This is a genomic window from Collinsella sp. CLA-ER-H2 (genome assembly GCF_040092405.1).
Classification (GTDB): Bacteria; Actinomycetota; Coriobacteriia; order Coriobacteriales; family Coriobacteriaceae; genus Collinsella.
This window is the reverse complement of the sequence record NZ_JBBNLO010000003.1, coordinates 26,322-46,910: the sequence shown is the minus strand read 5'-3', so window position 1 is coordinate 46,910 and position 20,589 is coordinate 26,322. Positions and strand designations below refer to the sequence as shown.

The 20,589-nt window shown below is 61.2% G+C and carries 15 protein-coding genes; 6 read left to right on the top strand and 9 right to left on the bottom strand.

Features of this window, described 5'->3' with window-relative positions:
* Positions 1 to 23: 23 nt before the first annotated feature.
* From AAAX59_RS01560 to AAAX59_RS01550, 3 genes are all read right to left on the bottom strand, one after another.
* A complete protein-coding gene (locus tag AAAX59_RS01560; RefSeq protein WP_349070204.1) occupies positions 24 to 686 on the bottom strand; it encodes a response regulator transcription factor in 663 nt (220 codons plus the stop codon).
* Positions 687 to 736: 50 nt separating this feature from the next.
* A complete protein-coding gene (locus AAAX59_RS01555) occupies positions 737 to 2,074 on the bottom strand; it encodes a glutamine synthetase family protein (protein ID WP_349070202.1) in 1,338 nt (445 codons plus the stop codon).
* A 134-nt stretch (positions 2,075 to 2,208) separates the two neighbouring features.
* Positions 2,209 to 3,231, bottom strand: coding sequence for a LacI family DNA-binding transcriptional regulator (locus tag AAAX59_RS01550; protein WP_349070200.1), 1,023 nt, complete (start codon positions 3,229 to 3,231; stop codon positions 2,209 to 2,211).
* Between the two features lie 235 nt (positions 3,232 to 3,466).
* Here AAAX59_RS01550 and AAAX59_RS01545 point away from each other — a divergent pair, with 235 nt between their 5' ends.
* On the top strand, positions 3,467 to 4,501 hold the full coding sequence (locus tag AAAX59_RS01545) for a sugar kinase (protein ID WP_195644606.1): 1,035 nt from the start codon (positions 3,467 to 3,469) through the stop codon (positions 4,499 to 4,501).
* 254 nt (positions 4,502 to 4,755) lie between these two features.
* Positions 4,756 to 5,397 (top strand): bifunctional 4-hydroxy-2-oxoglutarate aldolase/2-dehydro-3-deoxy-phosphogluconate aldolase, encoded by a 642-nt coding sequence (eda, locus tag AAAX59_RS01540; RefSeq protein ID WP_117855327.1) that lies wholly within the window; start codon positions 4,756 to 4,758, stop codon positions 5,395 to 5,397.
* 379 nt (positions 5,398 to 5,776) lie between these two features.
* On the opposite strand, the gene AAAX59_RS01535 is transcribed toward eda, so the two are convergent.
* The gene (locus AAAX59_RS01535; protein WP_349070198.1) at positions 5,777 to 6,508 is read right to left on the bottom strand and encodes a GntR family transcriptional regulator; all 732 of its coding nucleotides are present in this window, start codon (positions 6,506 to 6,508) and stop codon (positions 5,777 to 5,779) included.
* Positions 6,509 to 6,937: 429 nt separating this feature from the next.
* Here AAAX59_RS01535 and AAAX59_RS01530 point away from each other — a divergent pair, with 429 nt between their 5' ends.
* Together AAAX59_RS01530 and AAAX59_RS01525 are read left to right on the top strand one after the other, a co-directional pair.
* Positions 6,938 to 7,747, top strand: coding sequence for a gluconate 5-dehydrogenase (locus AAAX59_RS01530; RefSeq protein WP_273375631.1), 810 nt, complete (start codon positions 6,938 to 6,940; stop codon positions 7,745 to 7,747).
* Positions 7,748 to 8,013: 266 nt separating this feature from the next.
* A complete protein-coding gene (locus AAAX59_RS01525) occupies positions 8,014 to 8,655 on the top strand; it encodes an RpiB/LacA/LacB family sugar-phosphate isomerase (protein ID WP_161155664.1) in 642 nt (213 codons plus the stop codon).
* A gap of 138 nt (positions 8,656 to 8,793) precedes the next feature.
* Here the strand turns inward: AAAX59_RS01525 and AAAX59_RS01520 are convergent, their stop codons facing one another.
* The 4 genes from AAAX59_RS01520 to kdpA form a co-directional block, all read right to left on the bottom strand.
* Positions 8,794 to 10,743, bottom strand: coding sequence for an NAD(P)/FAD-dependent oxidoreductase (locus tag AAAX59_RS01520; protein WP_349070197.1), 1,950 nt, complete (start codon positions 10,741 to 10,743; stop codon positions 8,794 to 8,796).
* Positions 10,744 to 10,988: 245 nt separating this feature from the next.
* A complete protein-coding gene (gene kdpC, locus AAAX59_RS01515) occupies positions 10,989 to 11,579 on the bottom strand; it encodes a potassium-transporting ATPase subunit KdpC (RefSeq protein ID WP_349070195.1) in 591 nt (196 codons plus the stop codon).
* A 12-nt stretch (positions 11,580 to 11,591) separates the two neighbouring features.
* Complete coding sequence (gene kdpB / locus AAAX59_RS01510) at positions 11,592 to 13,652, bottom strand: potassium-transporting ATPase subunit KdpB (RefSeq protein WP_349070194.1); 2,061 nt, start codon at positions 13,650 to 13,652, stop codon at positions 11,592 to 11,594.
* Between the two features lie 15 nt (positions 13,653 to 13,667).
* Positions 13,668 to 15,491: a potassium-transporting ATPase subunit KdpA gene (gene kdpA / locus AAAX59_RS01505; RefSeq protein ID WP_349070192.1), complete on the bottom strand. Its 1,824-nt coding sequence runs from the start codon at positions 15,489 to 15,491 to the stop codon at positions 13,668 to 13,670.
* A 333-nt stretch (positions 15,492 to 15,824) separates the two neighbouring features.
* On the opposite strand from kdpA, the gene AAAX59_RS01500 reads away from it, so the two are divergent.
* Together AAAX59_RS01500 and AAAX59_RS01495 are read left to right on the top strand one after the other, a co-directional pair.
* Complete coding sequence (locus AAAX59_RS01500; RefSeq protein ID WP_349070191.1) at positions 15,825 to 18,560, top strand: sensor histidine kinase KdpD; 2,736 nt, start codon at positions 15,825 to 15,827, stop codon at positions 18,558 to 18,560.
* On the top strand, positions 18,553 to 19,257 hold the full coding sequence (locus AAAX59_RS01495; protein WP_349070189.1) for a response regulator transcription factor: 705 nt from the start codon (positions 18,553 to 18,555) through the stop codon (positions 19,255 to 19,257). Before AAAX59_RS01500 ends, AAAX59_RS01495 begins: the two co-directional genes overlap by 8 nt.
* A 97-nt stretch (positions 19,258 to 19,354) precedes the next feature.
* On the opposite strand, the gene AAAX59_RS01490 is transcribed toward AAAX59_RS01495, so the two are convergent.
* A complete protein-coding gene (locus AAAX59_RS01490) occupies positions 19,355 to 20,572 on the bottom strand; it encodes an FAD-dependent oxidoreductase (RefSeq protein WP_349070187.1) in 1,218 nt (405 codons plus the stop codon).
* Positions 20,573 to 20,589 lie beyond the last annotated feature (17 nt).

Genomic DNA, 20,589 nt, shown 5'->3' with positions numbered 1-20,589 from the left:
CGTGTCCCCTTTGTGGCGGAAATCTAGTCCTTAAACAGATAGCCCACGCCGCGGACGGTGGTGATGTGTGCCGCGATCTGCGGGCCCACCTTGGAGCGGATACGTCGAATGTGCACGTCAACGGTGCGCGTGCCGCCGCAGTACTCAAAGCCCCACACGCGGTGCAGCAGCACCTCGCGGCTGTAGGCGCGGTTGGGGTGCGTTGCCAAAAAGCTCAGCAGCGAGTACTCCATCAGCGTCAGGTCGATAGGCTCGTTATCGAGTGTCACCTGGTAGGTTGCCAGGTTAATCTCGAGGTTATCGATATTGAGCACATCGTCGGCGGCGACGGTCTCCTCCTCGCCCATCAGACGCTGCGCTCGAGCCTTAAGCTCGTTGGGCGTCGCCGTGGGGCATACAAAGTCGGCATGCGCGTGATTAGGCAGGCGCAAGGTAGCGAGCGCCTCGTCGTCGACGATCACCAGCATGGGAACGCCGCCGCGATCGTCGAGCCATTTGGCAATCTGATCGATGCGGTCGCTGCGGATGCCATCGGAATCGAGGATCAGCAGGTCAAAGTCGTGCGCCGCAGTCGGCGAATCGGGGGTTGCCAGGCTCACCTCGACACCCAGGGTGGTCGTCAAGCTGCGGGCAAACTCGTGGAAGCGCGTCGTGCGCGCCATGAACAGGGCACTCTTTTCGGACATATCGGCCTCCAAGGAAATGAGCTCAATCGTACTGGAACGAGTCAGCGCGATTAGGAGTTCGCCAGGTAGTGCTTGATCTCCCACTCGGTAATCGTGGACTCAAACTTATGCCACTCGTCGCGCTTCTTTTTGAGGAAGAAGCTGTGGATGTGCTCGCCGAGGGCATCCTTCATAAACTGCGAGTCCTCAAACACGTCGAGCGCCTCTTTGAGCGAACGCGGCAGCGGCGTGTAGCCGGCCTCGACCATCTGACGGTCGGTAAGCTTGAGCGTCTCGGCCGTGGCCTCGGGCGGGAGCTCCAGCTTGCGCTCGATGCCGTCCAGACCAGCCGCAAGCGTGACGGCGTTGACCAGGTACGGATTGGCCATGGGATCGGGGCTGCGCAGCTCGATGCGCGTGGACAGCTGCTTGCCGGGCTTGTAGACCGGGATGCGGACCATGCTCGCGCGGTTGCGCAGGCCCCACGTGGCGTACTGCGGCACGGAGTCGCCACCTGTGGTGATGCGCTTGTACGAGTTGACCGTGGGGTTGGTGATGGCGCTGATCTCGCGCGCGTGCGCCAGGATGCCGGCCATATAGTGCTTGGCGATATCGGAGAGATGGTACTTCTCGTCGTCCTCGCCCCAAAAGACGTTGTTGCCGTCGTGGTCGAACAGCGACTGATGCAAAAACATGGCGCTGCCGTCCTCACCCGCCAACGGCTTGGGCATAAAGGATGCGTGGCAACCGCTCTCGTAGGCCTGCTGCTTAATGATGAGTTTGGCCGTGGTGATGGCGTCGGACATGCTAAGGGCCTCGGCGTGGCGCAGGCTCATACCGTGCTGCGAGCGGCCGGCGGCGTGAAAGGTGTACTCCACGGGCACGGACATCTTCTCGAGCGTGAGGACCGTGTTACGACGCAGGTCGCGGGCGGCATCGCTCACCGAAAGATCGAAGTAGCCCACGTTGTCGAGCGGCTCGGGGGTGTGCTCGTCGGGGAAGTAGTAATACTCCAGCTCGGCGCCCACGTTAAGCAGATAGCCAGCCTTCTCGGCCTTGCGGAACATGCGGCGCAGGGCATCGCGCGGGTCGCCGGCAAAGGGCTTGCAATCGGGAGTGCACACGTCGCAGAACACACGGGCGACGCCGTTGTGGCTCGGGCGCCACGGCAGAATCTGGAAGGTCGAAGCATCGGGAAACGCCAGCATGTCGGCTTCCTCGGGCGTGGCAAAACCCTCGATGGCCGAGCCGTCAAAGCCGATACCCTCCTCAAAAGCGACCTCGAGGTCCTCGGGGCTAATGGCAAAGTTCTTGAGGCGGCCGAGAATGTCAACAAACCACAGACGCACAAAGCGGATGTCACGCTGCTCTACAGAGCGGAGTACGTAATCGATGTTCTGCTGGTTCATGTCGCTCCCCTTTCTTTCGGGCGGGTTTCGACTGGTCTATATCGCAGATACTATCGCAGAAAAATGTTTCCGCAGGGTTAAAGCGTATCAAGCGCTCAAAAAACGTGCGCGAACAGGCCGTTGCGAACGAGCGACTAGCGAGAGGTCGAGGCGCGGTGTTCGATGTGGCCGGGGATCTCGATGCGTTTGGGCGCCAGCTTTGCGGCCTCGCCCACGGTGGTGGTAACGACGTCGATGCGCTCGGACAGGCGCTCGACTACGCGCTCGGCAATGGTAAGGGTGTCTTGCGCTGCCGTGGTCACACCGCCAAAGAGCACATGGTTCCAGGGGTAGTCGTCAAACGTCGCGATTTTGAGCCCCGCCGGCAGCGAGGGACCAAGCTGCGCCAGCGCCTCGGTCAGGCGCAGGAAGACCAGGCCGTTGACAGCAATGAGGCCGAGCTTTTTGCCTGCATAGCCGCGGATGGTCTCGTCCAAGCGGCCGACGCCCGAGGCGCCACCGTCGGCCAGAGTGACGACCTCACCCGCAAGGCCGCGTCGCGAAAGTTCGTCGGCAAAGGCCTCGGCACGCTCGCGACGCACGGGGCTGTCGTCGCTTGCCTCGGTGAGCAGGCACAGGCGCTCGCTGCCAGCGGCGGCGAGCTCGTCTACCAAGCCGGCGACCAGCTCACGGTTGTTAGATGTCACTAGATCGACACCGCCGTCGGCAACGTCGCGGTCGAGCAGCACGACGGGCAGACGTCCCGCTGCCGCGGCGATCGCCTCGTCATTGCCTCCGCAGGTGTTGACGACCAGGCCGTCCACGCCAGCATCGATAAGTCTGGTGAGCGACTCTGCCTCCTTGGCGGGGTCGTTGCCGCTAATGGCCGTCATGAGCGAGCAGCCGCGCGCGGCGGCGCTGGCGGAAAGCCCTTCGAGCATGGCGCTGGAGAACGGGTTAGCAATGTCGGCCAAGATCACGCCGATGAGGTTGGTACGCGAGCTGCGCAGATTGCGCGCGGCGGCACGTGGACGATAGCCGGTGCGCTCGATAACTGCCGCGATGCGAGCACGGGTTTCCTCGGTCATCTGCCCGGGGCGGTTGTTGAGATAGCGCGAGACCGTGGCCGGGCTCACGCCCGCCTCGGCAGCAATGTCCTTAATCCTCATCTGCGCCATAGCGCACCCCGTTTCCCAATTGTCGGCAGTCTGAGCCATTTTAGGCATTTTTTTAAAAATCTCGCTTGCAAAACGCTGTAGGTGAGTATACTACAACTCGAAACGAAACCGATTTCGTAAACCGATTTCGGCAAGCGTTGGCACGGAGGTGCAAAGATGCACCCTACCGTCTTGGCACCTCCGTGCCAACGCCATATCAAAGGTGTACGCACGAGCAAGAAGGAGCTGCGCGACCATGGGTAAAACGGTTCTTACCTTCGGCGAGATCATGATGAGGCTCTCGCCCAAAGACCATCTGCGCATTGAGCAGGCGACCGAGTTTGATGTCCGCTACGGCGGCGCCGAGGCCAACACCGCGCTTTCCCTGGCCTACCAGGGTGACAAGGCAGCTTACGTCTCCGTTGTCCCGGCCAACCGTCTGGGCGAGTGCGCCCTGCGTTCGCTGAAGGTCTACGACGTCGATACCTCGCGCGTCGTGCGCCAGGGCGACCGTCTTGGCTCCTATGTGTTTGAGGTCGGCGCCTCGCAGCGCGGCAACGGCTGCGTCTACGACCGCAAGTACTCTGCCATCAACATGGCCAAGCGCGACGTCTTTGACTGGGACGAGATCCTCAAGGGTGTCGATGTCTTTTACTTCTCCGGCGTGACGCCCGCCGTCTCCGACGAGATGGCCGCCGCCTGCAAGGATGCCCTCACCGCCTGCCGCGCCAAAGGCATCACCACCGTGTGCGACGTGAACTATCGCGGCAAGATGTGGTCGCCCGAGAAGTCGCAGGCCACCATGAAGGAACTCCTGCCGCTCGTTGACATCTGCATTGCCAACGACGAGGACGCTCCTGCCGGCCTCGGTATGACCTGCGTCTCCGGCTCCCTTGCCCACGGCATCGAGGAGCGCGACACCTACGTCGAGATGGCCCGTCAGATCTGCGCCGAGTACGGTTGCAAGAAGGTCGCCTCGGTCGTCCGCAACATCTCCTGCGTCGAGCGCTCCATTTGGATGGGCATGCTCTTTGACGCCGAGAGCGGCGAGCACTGGTTCTCCCCTGCTCACGACGTGCACGTGCTCGAGGGCGTTGCCGCCGGCGACGCTTTCAACGCCGGCCTCGTCCATGCCCTCATCAACGACTTTGACCCGCAAGACGCCGTCAACTACGCCATCGCGGCCTCGATCCTCAAGCTCACTATCAAGGGCGATTCCAACCTGGTAACCGCAGACGAGATCGCAGCCGTGGCATCCGCCGCCGACGGTGGCACCCGCGTCGCCCGTTAATTCGTTCCCCATTCCGCGGACTGCAGCTTTCCATACCCATACCTCTGCAGCCCGCTCCCCGATTTCTCCGGTCGGGCAAAACTACCAGTCCCATTCCGGTTTTGCCCGGCATTCCCTACACGACTGGTCGCGTAGCCGGTTTTGGAATTGCTTGGACCCCAAGCAGTGCCTCCGATAACCAATCCAAAACCGGCTCATGACCAGCACATTTGGCAATCACGCGCCCGTGCGCGCCTCACATCGAAAGGAACACTATGTTCGATCAGTTCTACACCACGCTTGAATCCCTGGGCATCGTGCCGGTCGTCGTGCTCGATAAGGTCGAGGACGCCGCACCGCTCGCCCATGCCCTTATGGCAGCCGGCATGAAGTCCGCCGAGGTCACCTTCCGCACTGCCTGCGCCGCCGAGTGCATCGCCGCTATGGCCGAGGCCGAGCCCGAGATGTGCGTCGGCGCCGGCACTGTCCTGACCGTCGAGCAGGTTGAGCAGGCCCGCACCGCCGGTGCCAAGTTCATCGTCTCGCCGGGTTACAACGAGGACGTCGTGAAGCACTGCATCGACATCGACCTGCCCGTCCTTCCCGGCACCGTGACCCCCTCCGAGGTCACTGCTGCCGAGAATCTGGGCCTCAAGGTCACCAAATTCTTCCCCGCGGCTCAGTATGGCGGCCTCAACACCATCAAGGCCCTCGCTGCTCCGTTTGTCGGCCATCGCTTTATGCCCACCGGCGGCGTGAACACTGCCAACGTCGAGGAGTACCTGAGCTCCAGCGCCATCATCGCCTGTGGTGGCACCTGGATGGTCAAGCCGGCCCTGTTCGCCGACGGCGACTTTTCCAAGGTCGAGCAGATCGCCCGCGAGGCCATGGACGTCGTCAAGAAGGTCCGCGGCTAGGTTTAGCTCTCTATCGTGAAAGGGGGCGTGTCCTAGACCTCGCCCCCTTTCTTTTAAAGCGGCTCGGAAGCGCGCCGTTTCCGTCACGAACAAGAACCGAAACCGTCTTGTATGCTGATAGAACGTGACGGAAGCGACACGCCCCCAAGCCGCTTTGCTTTCCCGGTCAATCAACCGACTCAACATAATCCAGTCCACCAAAACAGCTGCGGCGCCGTCTGGAGGAATGGACCCTTGCTTCCGGTCTTTTCCTCCAAGCGGCGCCGCAGCCTTTTCATGCCCCGATTGCACCCCCGCACTTGCGATGAAATACGGACTGCTTACGTCGTCAAAGCCGCAAAACAGTCCCTATTTCACCGCAACTAATGTAGGGAACGAGTTAGATGGCCGAGTCTTTGGACAGCTCAAAGTAGTCGGGATGCAAGGCGATAACCGGGCCCTGCTCCTCGGGCATCAGATGCAGGTGCGTCTCTGCCAGGTAGCTCGCCGTGTCGGTATCGCCCTTTTTAATGGCCTCGAGAATCCGGCGATGCTGCCGACGAATCGGCTCCCAATCCAGATCCTGCGACACCATACGCAACCAGTTGTATCGCTCAAAATGCGTGTTGACGCTCTTCATCCAATCCCACAACATGTGGCGGCCGGCAATCTCAAAACATGTCTCATGAAACAGGTTGTCCAGATCAAAAAAGCGACGCGTTTCGCTGTGGTCGAGCGACTCGGACTCGGCAAGAATCTGCTCGAGCCGATGCTTTTGCTCGGGCGTGGCGGCAGAGCAGCATTTAATGAGCACACTTCTCTCGAGTTTCTCGCGCAAGAAACAGGCGTTCTCGGCGCGCTCCATGCTGATTTTTGAGACATAGGTGCCGCTTTTGGGACGCGTTTCCACCAGCTCTTGCTCGCGCAGGCGCACAAAGGACTCGCGAATGGGCGTGCGCCCGATTCCCGTCACCTTTTCCAGACCAATCGCCGAAAGGCGCGTGCCGGGCTTGAGCTCGGCATAGATGATCTTGGAGCGCAATGCGTTGTATGCCTGATCTTGCAGGCTCTGATAATGCTGGTGCTGTTCCATAAAGCCCTCGAATGAAGCCCACGGTTTGTCGATTTTCATCACGTAATACTAGCGCATCCCCCATCCCCACAGTTGCGGTGAAATGGGGGCGCTGACACCCATGCACAACTTAGGTGGCTTTGACGTGACCAGACGTGACCGCCGCTATCTCGGCGCTGATCTTAGGCAACGTCGCCGGCATCGCCAGCAAGTTGTTCACCCGGCACTTTGTGCGCGCCGCATTTGAAAAGTAGCACTACACGCGGGGCCAACGGGCAGCCCATGCTCACTTGTCTCTCGAGCTTGCCCTCCTCGATCAGGACAATCGTGCCGTCCGCACAGCAGGGCGAGTTCACCGTTTACCTTTTAAAAGTGAACGTTCACCTATTTTTCGGAGAATGGGAGGGTTTATTACCCTACTTCACATATACTGAGCTTGTACGAAAAGCAAGACTTATATAGATGAACGTTTCTTTTGGAAGGATTGCTATGTCTGATCTTATGGACAGCTTCCGCCTGGACGGCAAGGTCGCGCTCGTGACCGGCGCCACCTATGGCATCGGCATGGCCATTGCCGAGGCGCTCGGAGAGGCAGGCGCCAAGATTGCCTTTAACGCCCGTCACGCCGACAAGGTTGCCGAAGCCGAGAAGCACTACCGTGAGCTGGGCTTTGATGCTCACGGCTATGTTGCCGACGTCACCGACGAGGCCGTCGTCGCCGAGCTCGTTGCCAAGATCGAAGCCGATTTTGGCACCACGCCCGACATCCTGGTCAACAACGCCGGCGTCATCCAGCGCACCCCGATGCTCGACATGAGCGCCGAGGACTTCCGTCGCGTCGTCGACATTGACCTCAATGCGCCGTTTATCGTGTCCAAGGCCTGCCTGCCGGGCATGATCGCCAAGGGTCACGGCAAGATCATCAACATCTGCTCCATGATGAGCGAGCTCGGCCGCGAGACCATCGCCGGCTATGCCGCCGCCAAGGGCGGACTCAAGATGCTCACCAAGAACATCTGCTCCGAGTTTGGCGAGGCCAATATCCAGTGCAACGGCATTGGGCCGGGCTACATCGCTACCCCGCAGACCGCACCGCTGCGCGAGACGCAACCCGATGGCAGCCGTCACCCGTTTGACCAGTTCATCATCGCCAAGACGCCCGCAGCCCGTTGGGGCACGCCCGAGGACCTGAAGGGCCCCGCCGTGTTCCTGGCTTCCGACGCATCGAACTTCGTCAACGGGCACATTCTGTACGTGGACGGCGGCATTCTGGCCTACATCGGCAAACAGCCGCAATAGGCTGCGGCCGCGCGGAGCACGGCACCTTGGCGCTCAAACCGTCGCTCGCGTACCGAAGTACGCTTCGCTCCTCTTTCACGCCAATCTGCCGCACTCCGCGCGCCCTCGCCACCGTCACGCACCAGCCAACACAGGCGCTTCGGTTTGTGCGGAACTCGCGACAGACTTAACTGCCGACCGCCCGCATAGCTCATCGCGGGTTGGCTTTGCCGCCGCCCGCGCACAGAAACAAAAAACTGGAAGATTAAGTTGAAAGGTTAACTCAAATGAAGATCGCTCTGATTAATGAGAATTCTCAGAACTCCAAGAACCCTATGATCGAGGCTGCCCTTAAGAAGGTTGTCGAGCCCATGGGGCACACCGTTTTTAACTATGGCATGTATGCCGACGCCGACTCCAAGCCCCTCACCTACGTGCAGAACGGCATTCTTGCCGCCGTGCTGCTCAACTCCGGCGCTGCCGACTACGTCGTGACCGGTTGCGGCACCGGCGAGGGCGCCATGCTCGCCTGCAACTCCTTCCCCGGCGTGCTGTGCGGCCATGTTGCCGACCCGCTGGATGCCTACACCTTTGCCCAGGTCAACGATGGCAACGCCGTCGCCATGCCCTTCGCCCTCAAGAACGGCTGGGGCCAGGAGCTCAACCTCGAGTACACCTTCGAGAAGCTCTTTGGCTTTGGCTCGGGCAACGGCTACCCCGCCGAGCGCGTTGAGCCCGAGCAGCGCAACAAGAAGATCCTCGACGGCGTGCGCGCTGTGACCATGCGTCCGCTCGTCGACGTCCTGGGCGAGATCGATCAGGATCTGGTGAAGGGCGCCCTCGCTGGTGAGCACTTCCAGGAGTACTTCTTTGCCAACGCCACCGACGAGGCCATCATCGCCAAGGTCAAGGAGATCTTGAGCCTGTAATAAGGCCCACGGGGCGCACCGACCCCCAACAAACCGCCAGACAAAAGGCGCCGCGACGATCCATGTGTCGCGGCGCCTTTTTAGATTGGCTATCGCTTGAGTCACCGCAAGGCGGCCGCTCCCCTATTTGCCAAGAGCCTACAGCTCGCAGGCGACCTTGTAGCCGTCGCCGATGGCATCACGGATGTTGCCGCACTTCTGGGCATCGCCCAGCACGTGGGTGGCAACGCCGGCAGCGGCAAGGTCATCGGCCAGCTTGGTATTGGGGCGGTAGCCCATGGCAAGCACCAGCGTATCGGCACCGGTGATGGTGTGGACCTCACCGTCCTTCTCGTAGCTGATGGTATCCTCGGTAATCTCGGTCACCTTAGCCTCGGTCAGCACGTGGACGCCCTTGGAGAGCATGCGCGTGATGAGCACCGCGCGACCGGCGCCGCCCTCGTTAGCGGCGAGCGTCTTGGTCATCTCGATGACGGTGACATCGCGGTTGGCCGGCGACAGATCGTTGACCAACGGGGCCAAGTAATCGGCCGTCTCGCAGCCAACGGTGCCGCCGCCCACAATGACAATCTTCTTGCCCGGGAAAGCCTTGCCGCCCAGCAGGTCATCAGCCGTCATGACCTGCTTAAAGCCCTGCATAAAGGCCGGGGCGATGGGTTCGGCGCCATAGGCCAGGACAACCTCGTAACCCGCGTAGTCGCGCTGGATGTCCTCGGCGGTCAGCTCGGTACCAAAGACGCATGTGACGCCGGCCTCGGCCAGGCGACGGTACTGATACTTGATCACGCGCGTGAGCTCCTGCTTTGCCGGCGGAACGGCCGCGATGCGCATCTCGCCGCCCGGCTCGTCCTGCTTATCCACGAGCACCACGTTGTGGCCGCGCTTGGCGGCAATGTAGGCTGCCTCCATGCCCGCAGGACCGGCGCCCACAACGAGCACGTTCTTGGCCTCGGCGGCAGGCTCATAGCCGGCCTCGTCGCGCTCCACGTCCGGGTTGACGGTGCAGGAGATGCGCTTGCCAAACATGATGCCGTTCAGGCAGCGCAGGCAGCCGATGCAGGGACGGATCTCGTCGGCGTTGCCGGCAGCCGCCTTGTTGCAGAACTCGGCATCGCACAGATTGGCACGGCCCATCATGCAGATGTCGGCGGCGCCGTCCTCGATCAGTTCCTCGGCGATCCATGCCTCGTTAATGCGGCCGACCGTGGCAACGGGAATGTTGACGTGCTTTTTGATCTCGCGCGAGCAGGCGGCGTGCGAGGCCTGCTGCGTACCGGCGGCGGGAATGGCGGAGCCGCGCTTGATGGTAGTGCCGCCCGACACGTGGATCATGTCGACGCCGGCCTTCTCCAAGCGACGCGAGACATAGATCATGTCGTTGAGGGTCAGGCCGCCATCGGTGTACTCGTCGCCCGAGATACGGACGTCGATGATAAAGTCCTTGCCGCAGCGCTCGCGAATCTCGGCGATGACCTCGAGCAGGAAGCGCATGCGGGCGTCGAGCGAGCCACCGTACTCGTCGGTGCGCTTGTTATAGAGCGGGGTCAAAAAGCCGCCGAGCATGCCGTGGGCGTGTGCCGCATGGACCTCGACGCCGTCGACACCGGCCTTCTGCATGCGCACAGCAGCGTCACCAAACTGATGCGTGAGCTCGTGGATCTCATCGACCGTGATGGGGCGCGGCGCCTCGCGGGCATAGGACGGGCCCACAAAGGACGGAGCGATCAGGCGCGGCGTGCCCGGAATGTTAAAGGCCATGTAGGCGGGGTGGAAAAGCTGCGGCATGATCTTGCAGCCATACTCGTGGACGGCCGCGGCGAGCTTTTCCCAGCCAGGGATAAACGTGTCGTCGTAGCAGCACATGTCACCCGGCAGATAGGTATAGGTGGGCTCGACCGTCACGACCTCGGTGATGATCAGGCCAACGCCGCCCTTGGCACGGGCACGGTAATGATCGACCAAGTCGTCGGTCACATAGCCATGATCGGCCAGGTTCGTGGACACCGGCGGCATAAAGACGCGGTTCTTGACCTCGGTCGTACCGACCTTGATCGGGCTAAAGAGCATCGGGTAGGCGGAAGACTCCATACAGGGTTCCTTTCGTTTGAGCCGCTCGGCGGCAGTTGCTAACGTACTTATCGTATCAGCAACTGCGCTGTACCCGACCGTACACGCTCCCCCGGCTTTTACTCAGCCCACAAAAAGTTGCGGTGGAATACGGAGTAGATAAAGCCTTTGACAGCCAAAACAGTCCGTATTCCACCGCAACTGATGGGCGGGGTGGAGTTAGAGGCCCAGGTAGGCAGTCATGCCCTCATCCGCCACTCCCTCACCTACAGCGCGCCGTCCAGCATAAGATTCACCTTGAGCACGTTGACCGTGGGCTCGCCGAACACGCCGAGGAAACGGCCCTTGGTGCACGCGGCGATGATGTCGCGCACCTCGTCCTCACTTTTGCCCGTGGCCTTGGCAAGGCGCGGAACCTGGTACTCGGCGGCATCCGGAGAGATCTCCGGGTCGAGGCCGGACCCCGAACACGTCACCAGATCGACGGGCACAGCGTCCATATCGGCATCGGGGTTGGCGGCGCAGATCTTCTTCACGCGCGCATCTATCAGCTGCCGATACTCCTCACTCGCCGGGGACAGGTTGGACGGGGCACCATACGCCATGAGCTCGCCGTCTTCGCCTTCGACAATTGATACGTTCTGGATACGACCCCACATGTGGGCTTCGTCATCGAAGTTCTGGCCGATGAGCTCGGAACCCACAACCTTGCCGTCGACCGTAATGAGCGATCCGTTCACCTGGTACGGAAACGCAAGCTGCGCGACGCCGGTCACCACGAGCGTGTATCCCAGGCCGCAGACGATGGTAAACAGCACGAACACGCCAAGTGCGCGCGATGCGATACCTTTGGACATACAAACCTCCGTCTACATCATGCCAATGCCGAACAAGGCCAGCAGCATGTCGATAATTTTGATGAATACGAACGGCGCCACGATACCGCCCAGACCCCACACCAGCAGGTTGTGGGTCAGCAGCTGGCCGGACGAAAGCTCGCGGTACTTCACGCCTTTCAGGGCGGCAGGAATCAGCGCGACGATGACCAGCGCGTTGTAGATAATGGCGGACAGCACGGCAGACAACGGGCTGGTGAGCCCCAGGATGTTGAGGGCGTCCAACCCGGGGTAGATCGGCGAGAATAGCGCCGGGATGATGGCGAAATACTTGGCGACGTCGTTGGCGACCGAGAAGGTCGTGAGCGAGCCGCGAGTCATGAGCAGTTGCTTGCCGATACGCACGACCTCGATGAGCTTGGTGGGGCTGGAGTCGAGGTCGACCATGTTGCCGGCCTCCTTGGCAGCCTGGGTTCCCGTGTTCATGGCCACGGCGACGTCCGCCTGCGCGAGCGCCGGTGCATCGTTGGTGCCATCGCCGGTCATGGCGACCAGGTGACCCTCGCGCTGGAACTCGCGGATCTTCTCGAGCTTGCCCTCGGGGGTGGCCTCGGCCAGGAAGTCGTCCACGCCCGCCTCGGCGGCGATGGCGGCCGCCGTGAGCGGGTTATCGCCCGTCACCATAATGGTCTTGATACCCATGCGGCGCAGGTCGGCGAACTTCTCCTTCACGCCGGACTTGATGATGTCCTTAAGGTAGACGACACCCAGCACACGTCGGTCCTTTGCCACGACCAACGGGGTGCCGCCCACCTTCGCAATGCGTTCGACGGCCTCGTCGCACTCCTTCGAGAACACTCCTCCGGCAGCCTCCACATAAGCGCGAACGGAATCGGCCGCACCCTTGCGGATCTCATTGCCCTCGTAGTTCACGCCGGACATACGCGTTGCCGCGGTGAACGGGATGAACTCCATGCCCTTATCCTCGAGTGTGCGGCCGCGCAGCCCAAACTGCTCCTTGGCGAGCACGACGATGGAGCGGCCCTCGGGGGTCTCATCCGCCAGAGAAGACAGCTGCGCGGCATCGGCGAGTTCTGCCGGATCGACACCGTCGACCGGAATGAACTCAGCGGCCTGGCGGTTGCCCAAGGTGATGGTACCGGTCTTATCGAGCATGAGGATGTCGACGTCGCCGGCGGCCTCGATGGCGCGGCCGGACATGGCCAGCACGTTGGCCTCGTTCAGTCGGCTCATGCCGGCGATGCCAATGGCGGACAGCAGCGCACCAATGGTGGTGGGCGCCAGACAGACGAGCAAGGCAACGAGCGTGGTCACAGCGGTGGGGTTCGCCATACCGTTGAGCCCTGCAGAGAAATTCGAGTAGCAGTACAGTGCGAGCGTCACGAGGATGAAGATGACGGACAGAGCAACCAGAAAGATCTCGAGCGCGACCTCGTTGGGGGTCTTCTTGCGGGCGGCGCCCTCGACCATGGCGATCATCTTATCCAGGAAGCTCTGGCCAGGCTCGCTGGTGATTTTCACCACAATCCAATCGGAAAGCACGGTGGTGCCGCCAGTGACGGCAGAACGGTCGCCGCCAGCCTCGCGAACCACGGGTGCAGACTCGCCGGTAATGGCCGACTCATCAACGGAGGCAGCGCCCTCGATGACATCGCCGTCTCCCGGAATCTGCTCGCCGGCGCGCACGACCACCAGATCCCCGCGTGAGAGCTCGGTACCGGGAACGACCGTGAAGCGGTCCTTATCCTCGACGGACTCGATGCGATGGGCCTCGACGTCCTTTTTCGCCGCGCGCAGGGAGTCTGCCTGCGCCTTACCGCGGCCCTCGGCAAGTGCCTCGGCACAATTTGAAAAGAGGTCGGTCAGCCAGAGAATGACGGCAATGGCGATCACATAGTACGTGGGGACGCCGGCGTCCTGTACCCCAAAAATAGAGGCGATGGCCAGAATGGAGGTCATGGCGGCCGACAGCCACACCAAGAACATGACCGGGTTTTGGACCTGGACACGGGGGTCAAGCTTGGCAAATGAATCGCGCACCGCGCGGCTCATCATGTCTTTTTGCATAGCCATAAATCTGCGACTCCTTTACGCAACCATCTGGAAGAATTCGGCAACGGGACCAAGCGCCAACGCCGGGAAGAAGCTCAGGGCGCCAATCAGCAGAACGACGAATACCAGCAGAAACACGAACATGGCATTGGTGGTGGAAAGCGTGCCGGCGCTCTCGGCGACCTTGCCCTTCCCGGCCAGCGAGCCCGCGATGGCGAGCGTGCCCACAATCGGCAGGAACCGTGCGAACAGCATCTCGATACCCAGCAGCACGTTGATCCACGGGATGTTGCAGTTCATGCCGGCGAATGAGGAGCCGTTGTTGCCGCCAGCCGAAGTAAGGGTGTACAGGACCTCGGAGAAGCCATGCGCCCCGCCGTTGGTGAGTTGGTCGACAAGACCGGGCACCATGCAGGCGATAGCGGAGCTCACCAGAATGGCGAACGGAGTGGCGAGACACAGAACCACCGCCCAGCGCATCTCGGTCGGCTCGATCTTCTTGCCCAGGAACTCGGGCGTGCGGCCGACCATAAGGCCGGCGATAAACACCGTGAGGATGGCGAAGCCGATCATGCCGTACAGGCCGCAGCCCACGCCGCCGAACACCACCTCGCCCAGCGCTATCTGGAGCATCTGGACAAACCCGCCGAGCGGGGTGTAGGAGTCGTGCATGGAGTTGACCGAGCCGTTGGAAGCAGCCGTCGTGAAAGCGGACCAGGTGGAAGAGGAGGCGATGCCAAAGCGGCTCTCCTTGCCCTCCATATTGCCGCCGGCCTGGCCATCGGTCATCTCGATGTTGACCGCGCCGCCATCTGCCAGCTGCGGGGTGCCCGCATGTTCGTTGACGGCGATGATGCCGGTGAAGATCACCAGCAGGATGAACATGGCGGCAAAGATAGCCTTGCCCTGCTTGGTGTTCTTGACGCCGATACCGAAGGCGAAGCAGCAGGCGACCGGGATCAGCAGCAGGCTGGTCATCTCGATGATGTTGGTGAAGGCACTGGGGTTCTCATACGGATGGGCGGAGTTCACGCCGAAGAAGCCGCCGCCGTTGGTGCCGGACTGCTTGATGGCGACCTGAGGAGCCGCGGGACCCTGGGGCAGGAACTGCTCGGTGACCACGCGCGCGCCCTCGACAACCTTGCCGTCGACCTTGACCGTGTCGCCCTCGATCTGGGCGCCGTCAATGACGCTCCAGCCGCCGTCTGCATTAGGCTGGACAGCGACGGGCTCTACGAGCTCAGCCTTCTGAGCCGGCTGGAAGTTGGAGATGACGCCACCGGCAGCCAGGCAGATGCCGAACACGAGGTTCAGCGGGATGAGCACATACAGGACGGTGCGGATGAGGTCGACCCAGAAGGAACCCAGACCCTGCTCCTTGACCTGACGGAAGCCGCGGATCAGCGCGAACATGACCGCGATACCGGTGCCAGCGGAAACGAAGTTCTGCACGGTGAGGCCCATGAACTGCACAAAGTAGGACAGGGTGGTCTCACCGGAATAGGATTGCCAATTGGTGTTGGTTATGAAGGAAGCGGCCGTATTGAACGACAGGTCCCACGACACACCCGGCAGGTGCTGGGGATTGCCTGGCAAGAAGGACTGAAGCGCCTGGAGTGCCACAAGAGCCACAAGGCCGATCCCCGAAAAGACCAGCACGCTCGCCAGATAGCGCCTACACCCCATCTGCTCTGCCGCGTCGATGCGAAGCAGACGATAGACGCCACGCTCCACAGGAGCAATCACAGGCGACAGGAACGTATGCTCACCATCCATGATATGGGCCATGAATCGACCGAGCGGAACGGCCAGGACGACGAGCACGGCAAAGTACAAGATGTACTGAATCGCAGCGTCCATAGTTTACGAATCACTCCTCATCAGAATGTAGATGTAATAGATAAAGAGTCCAATGCAGACGACTCCGATAATGGGAATAAGGATGTCCATTACCGCCCCTTTCACGCGCGGTCCGATGTCTCGGACGCCTGCTCTCGCAAGCGTCTGGGGACAGTAAACGCTTCTAGGGATTAAAGAGGCGTGAGGGCTGGGGCTCACGACCTTAAGATGCCGTAAAGATGCAGGTAGAAAGCACTATTGCGGCTGCAGTGCGCCTATACTCGACCTCGCGAGCATACAGTGGCGTCCTCGCCGCGTATGCACGCATGGACAACGCTTCAGAAAGGCTACGCTATGCAGCGCGACGCATCGGACACTCGCGTCAATCCAGACCTCATCCTCAAGGCAATTGAGAAAGACGAGGTCGCCGATGACGCTCGAACCAGCCGGGGACACCTCAAGATTTTCTTTGGCTACGCTGCTGGCGCAGGCAAAACCTATGCGATGCTTCAAGCCGCCCACGCCGCCAAGCGGCGAGGTGTCGACGTCGTCGCGGGATACATCGAGCCGCACGAACGTCCGGCAACTGCCCATCTTGCACAAGGGCTTGAGAACGTGCCCTGTAAACTCATCGAGCACAACGGCATTGCGCTCAGCGAGTTCGACCTAGATGCGGCTATTGAGCGCGCCCCTCAGCTCATCCTTGTCGACGAGCTCGCCCATACGAATGCGCCGGGGTCTCGCCACGACAAACGCTATCAAGACGTCGAGGAACTTCTACATGCGGGCATCGACGTCTATACGACCGTGAATGTTCAGCATATCGAGAGCCTAAACGACATGGTTGCATCCATCACCGGCGTTGTCGTGAGCGAACGAATCCCCGACCGTATCTTCGATGATGCCGACCAGGTCGAGCTCGTCGACATAGAGCCCGAAGACCTACTTGAGCGCCTTCGCGCCGGCCTCGTCTACCGTCCCGCACAAGCCGACCGAGCGCAACAGCATTTTTTTACCGTCGAGAACCTCACCGCACTCCGAGAAATCGCGCTGCGCCGCTGCGCCGATCGCACCGGCTACCTCACAGACGCCGCACGCGTGCTGGGAAACCGTGACTACTACACCAGGGAGCGTATCTTAGTCTGCGTCTCCCCGGCGCCGACTAATCCCCGCATCGTCCGTGCCGCCGCACGCATGGCGAAAGCGTTTCGCAGCGAGCTCGTCGCCCTGTTCGTAGAGAGCCCGCGCGCGCAGGCCATGAGCGATAATGAGCGCGCCAAGCTTGCAGCCAATATCGCCCTAGCCGAACAGCTCGGAGCACATATGGAAACCGTCTATGGCGACGACATCGCGTTTCAGATCTCCGAGTTCGCGCGCCTGTCGGGTATTTCGAAGATCGTCATGGGGCGCACGGGCGAGCGTAGCAGCGTCCGTCAGGCCCTCTTCGGCCGCAAATCTCTCGTAGAACAGCTCATAACATTCGCCCCGAACCTCGACATTTACATCATTCCAGACCAGTCGACTCCGCCCTCCCGACCCGAAGGACGCCGTCGTGCGCTCGCCCTGCAGCCGCCCAGCAGCCGTGACGTGCTTCGCACGCTGGCCCTCTCTCTTGTCGCCACGGCGATCGGCACGGCTTTCCGCCATCTGGGTTTTGCCGATTCCAGCATCATATCCCTCTATATCCTCACGGCCCTGCTGACCGCCGTCACCACGACGGGGCGTATCTGCACGATCGTATCGAGCGTGCTCTCTGTAGTGCTTTACAACTTCTGCTTCGTCACGCCTCTGTTTTCGCTCGCCAGCTATGACCGAAGCTATCTGGTCACGTTCGGCATCATGTTCGCTACCGCTATGGTCGCCGGCGAGTTAACTGCGCGCATCGCCGACAACGCCCGTACCTCCGCCGAGAACGCATTCAAAACGCGCGTACTCCTCGAAACGAACCAGCTCTTGCAGCAAGCCCATAGCGCGGAGGAGTGCGCCCGCGTCACCATGAACCAACTCATCAAACTGCTTAAACTCGACGTGGTCTTCTACACCGCCGAACACGGCACGCTCGGCAAGGCACTCTATGAGTCCGCTGGCACCGAAAACCGATCCGCGTCGCTGCTCACCGATTACGAGCGCGCCGTTGCAACCTGGACCTACACCAACAACAAGCGCGCGGGCGCAAGCACGCGGACCCTGCCTGAGGCGCGCTGTCTCTACCTCGCGGTTCGCACCGGCGACAAGGTATTCGGTGTCATCGGCATCGCCCTGGAGGGGCGCGAGATCGAAGCCTTCGAGCATTCGATCGTCCTATCTATCGTAGGTGAATGCGCCTTGGCGCTCGAAAGCGACCGGGCGGCGCAAGAGCGCGAAGAAGCTGCGGTCTTGGCGAAAAACGAGCAGCTGCGCGCCAACCTTTTGCGCTCCATCGGCCACGATTTGAGGACACCCCTCACGGCTATATCCGGATCTGCGGCAATCCTTCGGAAGAGCGACGAGAAGCTCAGTCTCGAACAACGCTGCGATCTTGCCGATGCCATCTACGACGACTCCCTCTGGCTTATCGATACCGTGGAGAACCTCCTCGCCATCACACGCGTCGAGGACGGCACCATTCACCTCAACTTCACATCCGAGCTCATCGACGAGGTCATTGAGGCCGCCCTCAGCCATGTCGCCCAAGCATCGCATGGACGTACCGTCACCATCGAGCACACTGACGACATCCTGCTGGTACGCATCGACGTCCATCTCATCATGCAGGTGCTTACGAATCTCATCATGAACGCCTTCAAATACACGCCCGAGGACTCGACTGTCACCATCAGCGCACGTCGCGAGGGTGCGTTCGTCGTGGTGGACGTCGCAGACGATGGGCCGGGTGTGGCAGACTGCGACAAGCCTCATATCTTTGAGCGCTTCTTCACCTCAAGCAATACGCGGCCCGTGGATTCGCGTCGAAGCATCGGCCTTGGGCTGTCGCTCTGCCGCTCCATCGTGGAGGCGCATGGCGGCGTCATCGAAGCTCGCGACAACCACCCCCATGGGGCCGTCTTCCGTTTTACCCTGCCCGCCGAGGAGATCGAGATTCATGAATAATGCCGCTAAGCCACGCATCCTCCTGGTCGAAGATGACCTGACCGTTCAAAACCTCGTTTCGACTGCGCTTGACCTCCACGGCTACGTCGTGAGCAAGGTTTGCAACGGCCAGGCCGCCATCATGGATGCGGTGTCGCACGGCCCCAGCCTCATCATGCTCGACCTCGGCCTTCCCGACATTGACGGTATCGAGGTCATCACGAAGATCCGAAGCTGGTCGGCAGTCCCCATTATCGTCATTTCGGCGCGCTCCGAAGATTCCGACAAGATTGCAGCACTTGACGCAGGGGCAGACGACTACCTCACCAAGCCCTTTTCTGTGGATGAGTTGCTCGCGCGCGTCCGTGCGAATTTGAGGCGCTCCTCGATGGCGTCGAGCGAGTCGACAGAAGCGAGCACGTTCGACAACGGTCCGCTGCATATCGACTACGCCGCGGGATACGCGACGAAAGACGGACGCGAGCTCTCGCTCACCCCAACCGAGTACAAATTGCTCGTCCTTCTGGCGAAAAACATCGACAAGGTGCTCACCCACACCTTCATCACCCGCGAGATATGGGGCACGAGCTGGGACAGCGATCTGGCGAGCCTGCGCGTGTTCATGCGCACCCTGCGCAAGAAGATCGAGGCAGACCCCTCTCACCCCAAGATGATTCAGACGCACATGGGTGTCGGGTACCGCATGCAGCGTCTCTAGCCCACCCCACAAAAAAGTTGCGGTGGAATACGGAGTAGATGAGGCCTTTGACAGCCAAAACAGTCCGTATTTCACCGCAACTGATGGGTGGGATGGGTTAGAGGCCCAGGTAGCTGGTCATGCCTTCGACGGCGAGCTTGGCGCCGGCTACAGCATGGACCACAGTGAGCGGGCCGTTGACGACGTCGCCGGCGGCAAAGACGCCAGGCACGGTGGTCATGCCGTGCTCATCGACCGAAAGAAGACCGCGATGGTCGGTCTCCAGACCGCCCGTCGTAAGCACCAGTTTGTCCTTGGGCACCTGCGAGGCCGCAATCACAACCGTGTCGGCGGGCACATGGTCAAGTTCTTCCTCGTAGCCCACCACGTTGTCGTCCTCGTCAAAGATAGCCGTCTCGAACACCGGACCGTTATCGTCGATGGCGCAAATCGCCTTGCCGCGCACGATCTCGGCACCGTCAAGCTCGGTCAGCTCCACCTCGTCATCGATGGCCGAGATATGGCGCGATCGGGCATACACGGTAACCTTGCGAGCGCCCGAGCGCAGAGCCGTACGGGCAACATCCATGGCCACGTTGCCAGCGCCGATAACCGCCACGTTCTGACCGATCGCCACGCTCGTGGGATCGACCAGGTAATCGATACCAAACAGTACGTTGCCACGCGACTCGCCGGGAATACCCAGCTTGCGGGCGCGCCAGGTACCGGTACCGACAAAGACCGCATCGTAGCCGTCGCGCAGCAGGTCGTCGATATGCAGCGCGCCGCCAATGGTGGTCGAGGGACGGACGCGTACGCCAAGCGAGCACATCACGTGACGGTACTTTTGCACGAGCGCGCGGGGCAGGCGAAACTCGGGGATGCCGTACTCCAGCACGCCGCCGATCTCGGGGCGCTGTTCAAACACCGTGACGGCACAGCCCAGCTGGGCCATCTTAATGGCCACGGTAATGCCGGCAGGACCGGAACCGACCACGGCAACCTGCTTGCCGCACGACGGCGCGGGCTTCCACTCCTTACGGTCCAAATATGCCGTCGAGATATAGTTCTCGATACTCGAAAAATGCACCGGTGCGCCCTTGCGGCCCTGAATGCACGCGCCCTCGCACTGGCCCGAATGGTTGCAGATCATGGAGCAGACCGCGCTCATGGGGTTGTTCTGGAACAGCAGCTCACCTGCCTCTTCCAGACGGCGCTGCTTAAACAGGTCGATGATCTGCGGGATAGGCGTCTGCACCGGACAGCCTTTAAGCTGACAGAACGCCTTTTTGCACCCAAGGCAGCGGTTCGCTTCCTCAACAATATGAATAGCCATCGGTACCCCTCTTGAAC